Origin of the sequence: Bradyrhizobium sp., from assembly GCF_049581145.1 — a bacterium.
Taxonomy (GTDB): Bacteria; Pseudomonadota; Alphaproteobacteria; order Rhizobiales; family Xanthobacteraceae; genus Bradyrhizobium.
In genome coordinates, this window is record NZ_JBAURI010000825.1 from 1 (window position 1) to 11,996 (window position 11,996).

General features: G+C 64.5%; 10 protein-coding genes and 1 tRNA gene. 6 read left to right on the forward strand and 5 right to left on the reverse strand.

Annotation, left to right across the window (positions count from 1 at the left end; all coding sequences use genetic code 11):
- From WCB02_RS27005 to WCB02_RS27020, 4 genes are all read right to left on the reverse strand, one after another.
- Window positions 1–1,587, reverse strand: a 1,587-nt coding sequence (locus WCB02_RS27005; RefSeq protein ID WP_423962813.1) for an acyl-CoA synthetase, incomplete at its 3' end; no start/stop codon positions are given.
- 53 nt (window positions 1,588–1,640) lie between these two features.
- Window positions 1,641–1,883: a hypothetical protein gene (locus WCB02_RS27010; protein WP_423962814.1), complete on the reverse strand. Its 243-nt coding sequence runs from the start codon at window positions 1,881–1,883 to the stop codon at window positions 1,641–1,643.
- Window positions 1,884–1,980: 97 nt separating this feature from the next.
- Window positions 1,981–3,504, reverse strand: a complete 1,524-nt coding sequence (locus WCB02_RS27015) for an FAD-dependent oxidoreductase (protein WP_423962815.1) — start codon at window positions 3,502–3,504, stop codon at window positions 1,981–1,983.
- A 23-nt stretch (window positions 3,505–3,527) separates the two neighbouring features.
- Window positions 3,528–3,983: a GatB/YqeY domain-containing protein gene (locus tag WCB02_RS27020; RefSeq protein ID WP_423962816.1), complete on the reverse strand. Its 456-nt coding sequence runs from the start codon at window positions 3,981–3,983 to the stop codon at window positions 3,528–3,530.
- Between the two features lie 203 nt (window positions 3,984–4,186).
- Between WCB02_RS27020 and carA the strand changes: the two genes are divergently transcribed.
- The 3 genes from carA (at window position 4,187) to WCB02_RS27035 (ending at window position 6,782) form a co-directional block, all read left to right on the forward strand.
- Window positions 4,187–5,377: a glutamine-hydrolyzing carbamoyl-phosphate synthase small subunit gene (carA, locus tag WCB02_RS27025; protein WP_423962817.1), complete on the forward strand. Its 1,191-nt coding sequence runs from the start codon at window positions 4,187–4,189 to the stop codon at window positions 5,375–5,377.
- Window positions 5,378–5,643: 266 nt separating this feature from the next.
- The gene (locus WCB02_RS27030; protein WP_423962822.1) at window positions 5,644–6,084 is read left to right on the forward strand and encodes a PaaI family thioesterase; all 441 of its coding nucleotides are present in this window, start codon (window positions 5,644–5,646) and stop codon (window positions 6,082–6,084) included.
- Between the two features lie 176 nt (window positions 6,085–6,260).
- Window positions 6,261–6,782 carry a cupin domain-containing protein gene (locus tag WCB02_RS27035; RefSeq protein ID WP_423962818.1) on the forward strand — a complete coding sequence of 174 codons (522 nt, stop codon included), beginning with the start codon at window positions 6,261–6,263 and terminating at the stop codon, window positions 6,780–6,782.
- Window positions 6,783–6,895: 113 nt separating this feature from the next.
- Here the strand turns inward: WCB02_RS27035 and WCB02_RS27040 are convergent, their stop codons facing one another.
- Complete coding sequence (locus WCB02_RS27040) at window positions 6,896–7,423, reverse strand: Dps family protein (protein ID WP_423962819.1); 528 nt, start codon at window positions 7,421–7,423, stop codon at window positions 6,896–6,898.
- A gap of 113 nt (window positions 7,424–7,536) precedes the next feature.
- Here WCB02_RS27040 and WCB02_RS27045 point away from each other — a divergent pair, with 113 nt between their 5' ends.
- From WCB02_RS27045 to carB, 3 genes are all read left to right on the forward strand, one after another.
- Entirely contained in the window at window positions 7,537–8,250 is a 714-nt protein-coding gene (locus WCB02_RS27045; protein ID WP_423962820.1) for a class I SAM-dependent methyltransferase, read from the forward strand.
- 74 nt (window positions 8,251–8,324) lie between these two features.
- Window positions 8,325–8,402: transfer RNA gene (locus tag WCB02_RS27050), tRNA-OTHER, on the forward strand.
- 263 nt (window positions 8,403–8,665) lie between these two features.
- Window positions 8,666–11,996: carbamoyl-phosphate synthase large subunit (gene carB, locus WCB02_RS27055; RefSeq protein ID WP_423962821.1), on the forward strand; the 3,331-nt coding region annotated here is incomplete at its 3' end.

Consider the following 11,996-nt stretch of genomic DNA (forward strand, 5'->3'; position numbering starts at 1 on the left):
CCGCAGCACCTTGCCGGTGGCCGTCATCGGCAGCGTGTCGACGAACGCGACGTGGCGCGGATATTCGTGCGCGTCAAGCTTGACCTTGACGAAGTCCTGGATCTCGCACGCCAGTACGTCGTTCGGCGCAAAACCCGGCCGCAGCACGATCCAGGCCTTCACCGCCTCGGTGCGGATCGGATCGGGAATACCAACCACCGCCGCCAGCGCTACGGCGGGATGCTTCAAGAGCGTATCCTCGATCTCCGAAGGGCCGATGCGATAGCCGGCGCTGGTAATGACGTCGTCCTCGCGGCTCACGTACCAGAAATAGCCGTCGTCATCCTGCCGGCCGAGATCGCCGGTCAACAGGAACTCGCCCGCGTATTTCTTGGCCGTCGCCTCCGGGTTGCGCCAGTATTCGATCATGGTGCAGGGATTGGGCTGGCGCACGCCGATGATGCCGCGCTCGCCGCGCGGCAGCTCTTGGCCCCTGTCGTTGACGATACGGACGTCGAAGCCGGGGGTCGCTTTGCCCATCGAGCCGGGCCTGATCGGAAACAGTCTTGCATTGTTGCCGACCACGAGATTGCACTCGGTCTGGCCATAGATCTCGTGGACGTCGATACCGAAGGTCGCACGCACCCAGTCCAGGAGTTCGGCGCCGAGCGATTCGCCGCCCGACAGCATGCTGCGCAGCCTGACGCCGGAATGCCTGGCACCGGCCTGGCGCATCAGCTTCAAGGCGGTCGGCGGCAGGAACACGTTGCGCACGCCATGATCGGCCATCAGCCGCATCGCGGCGTCAGGGTCGAATTTTTTCGCGCGATGGCCGACCACCGGCACGCCATGATACCAGGCCGGAAACAGCGCATCGAACAGGCCGCCGATCCAGGCCCAGTCGGCCGGCGTCCACATCACATCGCCAGGCTTCGGCAAGAAATCATGCACCATCTCGACGTTGGGGAGATGGCCGAGCAGCACGCGATGGGCATGCAGCGCGCCTTTCGGGTTTCCCGTGGTGCCCGACGTATAGATGATGATGGCGGGATCGTTGCAGGAGGTATCGACCGTCTCGAACCGGTCGGATGCCGCGTCGAGCGACGACCAGAACGATGTTGCAGCGGCGGCGCTTGGCTGCCCCGCGACATAGACGTGATCGAGCTCGGGCAGCCGGTCGCGAATCCTGGCAAGCTTCTGGTAGCCGGCTTCATCGGTGACCACCGCCTTGGCGCCGGAATTGGCGAGCCGGAATTGCAGCGCATCCTCGCCGAACAGCGTGAACAACGGCACCGAGACCAGGCCGGCGCGGAAGGCAGCAAGATGCGCGATCGGCAATTCCAGCGACTGCGACAGGAACACCGCGACGCGATCGCCACGCGCGAGCCCACTGGCCTTCAGCACATTGGCAAAACGACTCGATGCGCGGCGCAGCTCGTCGAACGAGGTCCGCCGCACCGCGCCGTCCTCATCGACAAGGATCAGCGCCAGGCGATCGCCGCCGTCGGCATGACGGTCGCAACAGGCCGTCGCCATGTTGAATTGCGCCGGAATGTCCCAGCGAAACTCGCGGGCGAGCGCGTCGTAATTGGACGTTTCGGTAAGCATCAAAAAGTCCCTTCGCCGCAGCCGGCTTTGTCCCGGCCATCCACGTCTTGCAGCTAACGCAAGGTGGCTTCCGTGGTCATCTTATGCTTCGCGAGCAGTCGACCGATGAACTGTCGGCATCGACCCAGGTTGCGGATGGCAATCTTTGAAACGACGACCGTGTTGATCGCAGCGTCGGCTTGTTCCATCGGAAGTTGGCCCAGATCCCCCAATTTCAAGCTCAACTCTTCAGCAAAATTCCGGATACGGCGGAGGCCCGCGGTCTCAACGAAGGTGATTTCAATCGTTCGTGCCATGTACCCCTCAAAATCGAGAATGAGAAATCCTTCGAGAACGGGTGGAAGATGGCCGTCTGCGTTGCGGCACAAAGGCCTTCCCGTCGCGGTAACGCAATCAATCCTTCGCCCGCTCCATCGCGACTTCGGCCTCGAGGCTTGCGACGTCGCGATAGATCGAGGCGACCGCGAGCACGCGGCCGCCGCGCTTGTACCGCAGCAGGCAGTCCTTGGCGGAAATGTTGCCGTCAACAGCGATTTCGTCCCACTGCTCGGCGTGACCGACATAATTGATCGGCACATCGTAGTGCTGGCTCCAGAAGAACGGCACGGCGTCGAACATTTCGCGCTGCCCCAGCATGTTGCGTGCGGTGGTCTGGCCCTGGCGTTCCGCCACCGCCCAATGTTCGACGCGGATGGTCTCGCCCGAATGCGGATCCGGCCAGCGCGCGATATCGCCGGCCGCATAGATGCCGGGGACGCTGGTCTCAAGATAGGAATTCACGATGACACCGCGATCGATCGCAAGACCAGCCTTTTCAGCGAGCGCGAGCCGCGGCCGCACGCCAACGCCGACCACGACGACATCGGCCTCCAGCACGTCGCCGCTTTTCAGCGCCGCGCGCTTGCCGTCGATCGACGTCACGGTATCGCCGAGGTGAAACACGACGCCGTGCGCCTCATGCAGCGCGCGCACGAAATCGCCCATCGCCGGTCCAAGCACGCGCTCCATCGGCCGCTGCTCCAGTCCGACGACATGAACCTCGAGCCCCCTGGTCCGCAACGCCGCCGCGGCCTCGAGCCCGATGAAGCTCGCGCCGATCACGATGGCGCGGCGCGCGCCGTTGGCCGAGGCGATGATGGCGCGGCAATCCGCCAGCGAGCGCAATACATGGACATGGGCCTGGTCCGCGCCGGGAATCGGCAGCCGCGCCGGCTCGGCACCGGTCGCCAGCAGCAGCCGGTCGTACGGAATGGTCATGCCGTCGGCGAGCACCACGTTGCGTGCTTTGCTATCGATCGACGTCACTTCGGTGTTGAGCCGCAGGTCGATCGAGGCGTCCGTGTAGAAATCGTCGGGCCGCAACGGCAGCCAGTCCTCCGGCGCGCTGCCGGCGAGGTAATCCGTCGACAGGTTCGGCCGGTCGACCGGCGACGCCGCCTCGCTGCTCAATATCACGATGCTGCCGCGATAGTCCTGGCGCCGCAGCATCTCGGCGGCGGCAAAGCCGGCCGCGCCGCCGCCAACGATCACGATTCGGGCCGGCGCCTCGACGGCCGCCTTGATGCGGGGTCTTGGCTGCTCGAGCTTTTGCCGCACGATCATGCGGCCACCCTCGTGCTCTACCTTCCAGACCGAGAGTGCACTCAGCGCGGGCGCGCGCACCGCCTCCCCGGTCCGCAAATCGAAACAGGCGTGGTGCCAGGGACAACGGATGCTCTCGCCCTCGACGAGGCCCTCGGCGAGCGGACCATGGTAATGGCTGCAATGGGCGTCGATGGCGAAGATCTCAGAGCCCGACCGCACCAGCAGAACGTCCTGGTCGCCGACATGCCCGAGCAGGGTCGCGCCGGAGACATCAGAAAACGCCACACCCAGCGTGAGGTCGGGGCCTGCCGGCCCTGCTTGCTGATCAGCCATCTGCTCCCTCCGTTGATCTTGAACTATCCCGTCAGCGCCGCCTTCACCAGGCCGCTCGCCTTGCCAAAATCCATCTGCCCGGCGTATTTCGCCTTCAGAGCGCCGATCACCTTGCCCATGTCCTTGACCCCTGCCGCGCCGGTCTCGGCGATGATGGCCGAAATCGCGGCCTTGACGTCGTTCTCCGACATCTGCTTCGGCAGGTAGGCCGAGATCACGGCGATTTCGTCGCGCTCCTGCGCCGCGAGCTCGGCACGGCCGCCCTTGTCGTAGAGTTCGATCGCCTCCTGGCGCTGCTTGATCATCTTCTGCAGTACGCCGAGCAGATCGGCGTCGGAAAGCGGCGGCTTGCCTTCGCCGCGCGCGGCGATGTCGGCGTTCTTGATGGTCGAATTGACCATGCGCAGCGTGGAGAGCTTGCGCTCCTCCTTGGCCTTCATGGCCTCCTTGACCGCGTTGTTGATCTCGTCGCGCAGCATGGTCTTGCCCTCTTCAAATGCCTTTGCCTGTGATCTAGGCCGTTCGGACGCCCGAAACAACTCGGTAAGCCACTCGGTTCCCGTCGGAATGGGCAGGTCTTGTCAATCGTAGGTCTCTCGCCGGCCAAATAGGCGGCAAGGCATGTGAATCCGGCCGTCTTCCGCTTTGACGCCGGCCGCTCCCGCGACTATGTAAAGCGCTTATGACAACAACCGAAAATGATGCCGCCTGGCCGGACCACAAACCGACCGCGCTCCTCGTGCTTGCCGACGGCACGGTGCTCGAAGGTTTTGGCTTCGGCGCCGAGGGCCACGCGGTCGGCGAGGTCTGTTTCAACACCGCCATGACCGGGTATGAGGAAATCCTGACCGATCCCTCCTACGCCGGGCAGATCATCACCTTCACTTTCCCGCATATCGGCAATGTCGGCACCAACGAGGACGACATCGAGACGGTGAATCTCGCGGCGACCCCAGGGGCGCGCGGCGTGATCCTGCGCACCGCGATCACCAATCCGTCCAACTACCGCGCTACCCGCCATCTCGACCAATGGCTGAAGGCGCGCGGCATCATCGGTCTGTCCGGCATCGACACCCGCGCGCTCACCGCGCTGATCCGCGGCGCGGGCATGCCGAACGCGGTGATCGCGCATGCCGGCGACGGCCGGTTCGACCTGCATGCGCTGAAGGAAGAAGCGCGCGAATGGCCGGGGCTCGAGGGCATGGACCTGGTGCCGATGGTCACTTCGGCTCAGCGCTTCACCTGGGACGAGACGCCCTGGGCCTGGGACAAGGGGTTTGGCCGGCAAGATGCCCCCGAGTTCAATGTCGTTGCGATCGACTATGGCATCAAGCGCAACATCCTGCGGCTGCTCGCCGGTATCGGCTGCAAGGTTACCGTGGTGCCGGCGACCACGGCGGCCGAGGATATTCTGGCGCTGAAGCCGGACGGCGTGTTTCTCTCCAACGGGCCCGGCGATCCCGCCGCCACCGGAGAATATGCAGTGCCCGTCATCAGGAAGGTGATCGACTCGGGCACGCCGACCTTTGGGATTTGTCTCGGACACCAGATGCTGGGGCTGGCGGTCGGCGCCAAGACCAGGAAGATGCGTCAGGGCCACCACGGCGCCAATCATCCAGTGAAGGACGAAACCACCGGCAAGGTCGAGATCACCTCGATGAACCACGGCTTTGCCGTCGACCAGGCGACCCTGCCGAAGGGCGCCACCCAGACCCATATCTCGCTGTTCGACGGCTCCAATTGCGGCATCGCGCTCGACGGCAAACCGGTGTTTTCCGTGCAGTACCACCCCGAAGCCTCGCCGGGCCCGCGCGACTCCCACTATCTGTTCCAGCGTTTTGCCGACCTGATGCGCGCGAACAAGCGGGCGTAAGGCCACGTTCCGCGTTCCCGGATGCTGCGCGACCGCGCCGCCTCTTCGCGGCGTGATGCGCGGCGATCCGGGCCTATATTCAAACCCCCACAGCGCTGGCTACCGGCTCTGCGGAGCAGCGTTGCACGCGGCACCGCGTCCGGCACACCGGCAGTTGCCAGTGTCGCCAGCATTTAGTATGACGAGTGTCATCGCAAACGATCGGTGGACTTCATCTCGTGGACGACACACCCGCATTCGACTACGGCGTCACCCCGACGCAGGTGATGGCATCGATGCCCGGCCTCGATTTCGTCCGCGCGATCTTCGAACGGCGCCTGCCGCAGCCGCCGATCATGCAGACCATCGAGCCGTTCGAGTGCACAGCGGAGCCCGGGAACGTCGTGCTGCACAGCGTGCCGGGCCTGCGGCACTACAACCCGATCGGCTCGGTGCATGGCGGCTACGCCGCGACGCTGCTTGATTCGGCGATGGGGCTTGCGGTGCACAGCCAGTGTCCGGCCGGCACCGGCTACACCACGCTCGAATTCAAGGTCTCCTTCATCAAGGGCATGACCAGCGAGACCGGCGTGGTGCGCACCGAGGGCCGCACACTGTCGTTCGGCCGGCGCGCCGCGACCGCGGAAGCGCGGATCACCGATGCCAAGGGCCGGCTGCTGGCACATGCCACCACGACCTGCCTGGTTTTCGAGCTTCCACGAGCATGATCCGGAAATGCATGCCCTCGGGCTCGACCCGACGGGTGGATACCGGTTTTCCCTCGCGACAAACGCGGAGCGCGTTTGCGCGGCGATCATGCTCAAACAATTCGAGGGAACGCGAGCCGCTGACAGCGGTTTGATCCGCGCGTAGTCTGCCATGTTCGCGGGAGCGGGAGAGAGGCATGTCCGTCGTCAGCGCCGAAAGCGAGCCGCTTGCCCTGGTGTTCGAGGATGACGGCCTCGTTCCGAACAATCCGATGCCGTTCCTGGTCTACAAGGGCGCGATCGCCGTCGATGGCCGCCACCCCGAAAAGACCATCGAAGGTCTGTTCGGCGCCAATGGCTGGGGCGACATGTGGCGCAACGGCGTCTACGATTATCTGCACTATCACGCGACGGTGCACGAGGCGCTCGGCGTCGCCCGCGGCCACGCGCGGGTGCGGTTCGGCGGCGACCGCGGCCGCGAATTCGAGATTTCGGCCGGCGACGTCGCGATTCTGCCCGCAGGCACCGGACACCAGTGCCTGTCGGCGAGCCACGATTTCTCCGTCGTCGGTGCCTATCCGCCCGGCGCGAAAATGCAGATCACCCGCCCGACGCCGGACAATCATGCCAAGGCGCTGAAAACGATTCCGCAAGTGGCGCTGCCGAAAACCGATCCCGTGTTCGGGGCCGGCGGGCCGCTCGTAAGGCTATGGCGCTAGGCCGTAAGGGCGGGCGAGCCAAGCGTGCCCACCTTCGTAATGTTGAAGCCAGCGCCTTCGGTGGGCACGGCACGCGAAGAGCGCGCGCCTTGCCCACCCGCAATTGCGAGCAACTATGCCGCGTTGCTGCCTTCCTGGCGGCTGGCTTCGAACAGGAACCAGGTGCGGCGTTCGGTTTCGTCGATGAAGGTTTCGAGCAGGCCCGCGGTGCCGGAATCCTCGCTGTCGTCGCACAGCTTGTGCGCCTTGCGCATCGCAGCCGCGATGTGCTTGTTGTCCTCCATCAGTTCGCGCAGCATGTCGCGCGGCGGGACATAGTCCTCGTTGTTGTCCTTGATGGTCTGCAGCTTCGAGATCTGGCCGATCGAGCGCAGCGTGATGCCGCCGAGCTTGCGGACGCGCTCGGCGAGCTGATCGGTGGTGGCGAAAATCGCGTCCGACTGCTCGTCCAGCATGATGTGGTAGTCGTGAAAATGCCGGCCGCTGACGTGCCAATGGAAGTTCTTGGTCTTCAGGTAGAGCGCGAAGGCATCGGCCAACAGGGTGTTGAGCGACGCCGAGATCTTTTCCGCCGCCGCCGGCGGCAGGTCGGTGGGGGTGTCGAGGTCGGGCGAGGTTTTTTCGGACTTGGCTTTGCTCACGAGGCACCTTCCTGTTACGAACCGGGCAATGGACACGGGGTATGGGACCCGTTAACGCAACAGGTCTATGCCGGTTCCAGCACCAGGAACCCGTTTCCGGACATCTGAAGGCCATGGACGACTGGATCGACTATTACGATTCCACGCATACGATTTATGCGAGCAAACGGCATCGTGACCTGCATTTCGAGCTCATTGCCCGCGATATTGTCGGCTTCATCGCCTCGCCGGACGCCGTCGTGCTGGACTATTCCTGCGGCGAAGCGCTTTCGGCGGCCAGGGTGGCGGCCGCCTGCAGCCAGCTGATCCTGGCCGAGCCGGCGCCGGGGGTGCGCGGCCGCCTGATCGCGCGCTTTGCCCCCAACATCAAGATCCGGGTGCGTTCGCTGGACGATCTGCGGAAAATGCCGGAGCAGACCATCGATCTGGTGGTGATGAATTCGGTCGCCCAGTACATGACGCAAGACGAGCTGGACGCCGCGCTTGGCGTCGTTCGCCGGCTCCTGAAACCCGCCGGCCGCCTGGTTCTCGGCGATATCCTGCGACCCGACGTCGGCATGCCGACGGATGTGTTCGCGCTGTTGCGCTTTGCCGCCAGGCACGGTTTCATAAAGGACGCCCTGGTCGGGCTGGTCTCGACCGCGCTGTCGGATTACCGGACCTTGCGCGCGCGGGTGGGTCTGCAGCGCTATAGCGAGACGGAGATGTACGCCAAGCTCACAAAGGCAGGCTTCAGCGCTTCGCGCGCGCCGTTCAATCTCGGGCACAATCCGTGGCGGATGACCTTCGTCGCACGGCATGCACTGGGGCTGGGCGTAACCGGTTAGGGTTAACGGGCGCAAGATAGTGCCAGCCGCCTTGAGAGATGGCTCGCGCGTCGGTGATCGGCGATGATCGCCTCGGCCCGGTGGCGGAAAAGCGTCGACGCGAGGACGGTGCAACGTCCTTTATCCTGGTTCAAATCCAGGCCGGGCCTCCAGCCTTCGCAGCTGACGCTGCTTCGGCTCGGCAGGCCAGCGCACCCTCGGTCCTGCGGGCTTGCCGCGCCGAAGCCCGAAGGGCGCAGGCGGGAGCCAAAATCGCGGTTGATGGGCCGCCAAAATGCTTTCGCGGCTGCGGAATCTGGTTTAAACACCACCCGCGCGCGAGGATAAGGCGCGCTTCTGGTCCCCAAGGGGCCGGTCATGGGGACGCGCGGCAGCGCGCCCTTTTTTTGTGCCGATTTCCCGACCGTGAGACTTGATGCCCAAGCGAACCGACATCTCGACCATCCTGATCATCGGCGCAGGTCCGATCGTGATCGGCCAGGCCTGCGAATTCGACTATTCGGGCACCCAGGCGGTCAAGACGCTGAAGGATGAGGGCTATCGGATCGTCCTGGTCAATTCCAATCCGGCCACCATCATGACCGATCCGGAATTGGCGGATGCCACCTATATCGAGCCGATCACACCTGAGATCGTCGCCAAGATCATCGAAAAGGAGCGCCATGTCGTCCCCGGCGGCTTTGCGCTGCTGCCGACCATGGGCGGGCAGACCGCGCTGAACTGCGCGCTGTCGCTGCGCCGGCAGGGCACGCTGGCCAAATTCGACGTCGAGATGATCGGCGCCACCGCTGATGCGATCGACAAGGCGGAAGACCGCCAGTTATTCCGCAACGCCATGGAGAAGATTGGCCTGCAGACGCCGAAATCGCGGCTCGCCAATGCCTCGGCGCTGAAGAAATCCTACCGCGACAAACATCTGGCCGAACGCGAAAAACTCTCCGGGGCCGCGCTGGAAGAGTGCGAGCGGCAGTGGACGCTCGGCGAAAACGAGCGGAAAAAGCGCTACCAGGAGCATGCGCTCGGCCAGGCGCTGATGGCGCTCTCCGAGATCGGCCTGCCGGCGATCATCCGGCCTTCCTTCACCATGGGGGGCACCGGCGGCGGCATTGCCTACAACAAGGAAGAGTTCCTCGACATCATCGAGCGCGGGCTCGACGCCTCGCCGACCAACGAGGTCCTGATCGAAGAATCCGTGCTCGGCTGGAAAGAGTTCGAGATGGAGGTGGTGCGCGACAAGAAGGACAACTGCATCATCGTCTGCTCGATCGAGAATTTCGATCCGATGGGCGTGCACACCGGCGATTCCATCACGGTGGCGCCGGCTCTGACCTTGACCGACAAGGAATACCAGATCATGCGCGACGCCGCGCTCGCGGTGTTGCGCGAGATCGGGGTCGAGACCGGCGGCTCCAACGTGCAGTTCGGCATCAATCCCGCCGACGGGCGCATGGTCATCATCGAGATGAACCCGCGGGTATCGCGCTCCTCCGCGCTGGCCTCGAAGGCGACCGGCTTTCCAATCGCCAAGGTCGCCGCCAAGCTAGCCGTCGGCTACACGCTGGACGAGATCGCCAACGACATCACCGGCGGCGCGACGCCGGCCTCGTTCGAGCCGACCATCGACTACGTCGTCACCAAGGTGCCGCGCTTTGCGTTCGAGAAATTCCCCGGCGCCTCCACCACGCTGACCACCTCGATGAAGTCGGTCGGCGAAGTGATGGCGATCGGCCGCACTTTCCAGGAGAGCCTGCAAAAGGCGCTGCGCGGGCTGGAAACCGGCCTGACCGGCCTCGACGAGATCGACATCGAGGGGCTCGGACGCGGCGACGACAAGAACGCGATCCGCGCAGCTCTCGGCACGCCGACGCCGAACCGCATCCTGCAGGTGGCGCAAGCGATGCGGCTCGGCTGGTCGAACGAGGACATCTTCAATTCCTGCAAGATCGATCCCTGGTTCCTCGGCGAGATGCGCGGCATCGTCGAGATGGAAGACAAGGTGCGCAAGCACGGCCTGCCGGAGAACGCGTTCGGCATGCGCAGCCTGAAGGCGATGGGCTTCTCCGACGCAAGGCTTGCGGTGCTGGCGGGGAGCGCCGAAGCCGACATCACCGGCAAGCGTCATGCACTTGGGGTTCGTCCGGTGTTCAAGCGCATCGACACCTGCGCGGCCGAGTTCGCGTCGCCCACCGCCTACATGTATTCGACCTATGAAGCGCCGTTCGCGGGCCTGTTCGCCGACGAAAGCGCGCCGTCGGACCAGAACAAGGTCATCATTCTCGGCGGCGGCCCGAACCGGATCGGCCAGGGCATCGAGTTCGACTATTGCTGCTGCCATGCCTGCTTCGCGCTGCACGATGCCGGCTACGAGACCATCATGATCAACTGCAATCCGGAGACGGTGTCGACCGACTACGACACCGCCGACCGGCTGTATTTCGAGCCGTTGACGGCTGAGGACGTGCTCGAGATCATCACGACCGAACGCAAGAACGGCACCCTGCACGGCGTCATCGTCCAGTTCGGCGGCCAGACGCCGCTGAAACTGGCGCGCGCGCTGGAGGCGGCCGATGTGCCGATCCTCGGCACTTCGCCAGACGCCATCGACCTTGCCGAGGACCGCGACCGCTTCAAGCGCGTGCTCGACAAGCTGCATCTGAAACAGCCGAAAAACGGCATCGCCTATTCGGTCGAGCAGGCACGCCTGGTTGCCGCCGACCTCGATTTGCCGCTGGTGGTGCGCCCGTCCTACGTGCTGGGCGGCCGAGCCATGCAGATCATCCGCGAGGAGAACCAGCTCTCGGACTACCTGCTCGGCACCCTGCCCGAGCTCGTGCCGGCCGACGTCAAGGCGCGCTACCCCAACGACAAGACCGGGCAGATCAACACCGTGCTCGGCAAGAACCCGCTGTTGTTCGACCGCTATCTGTCCGATGCGACCGAGATCGACGTCGATTGCCTGTGCGACGGCAAGGACACCTTCATCGTCGGCATCATGGAGCACATCGAGGAGGCCGGCATCCATTCCGGCGATTCCGCCTGCTCGCTGCCGCCGCATTCGCTGGACGCGCAGACCATCGGCGAACTGGAGCGGCAGACCCGCGAGCTCGCGCTTGGCCTCGACGTGGTCGGATTGATGAACGTGCAATATGCCATCAAGGACGGCGATATCTACGTGCTCGAGGTCAATCCGCGCGCCTCCCGCACCGTGCCGTTCGTCGCCAAGGTGGTCGGCATGCCGGTGGCGAAGATCGCCGCCCGTATCATGGCCGGCGAGAAGCTCGCCGACCTCGATTTGAAGAAGCGCAAGCTCAACCATGTCGGCGTCAAGGAATCGGTGTTTCCGTTCGCCCGCTTCCCGGGCGTCGATACCGTGCTGGGTCCGGAAATGCGCTCCACCGGCGAGGTGATGGGCATCGACCGCTCGTTCGAAGTCGCCTTCGCCAAGAGCCAGCTCGGCGGCGGCACCCGCGTGCCGCGCAAGGGGACGGTATTCGTGTCGGTGCGCGAGATCGACAAGACCCGGATTGTGGACGCGGTGCGGCTGCTATTCTCGCTTGGCTTCAAGGTGATGGCCACCTCGGGCACGCAGCGTTTTCTGGCCGATAGCGGCGTGCCGACCGAAAAAGTGAACAAGGTGCTGGAGGGGCGGCCGCATATCGTCGACGCCATCATGAACGGCGACATCCAGCTGGTTTTTAACACCACCGAAGGGCCGCAGGCGCTGGCCGACAGCCGTTCTTTGCGGC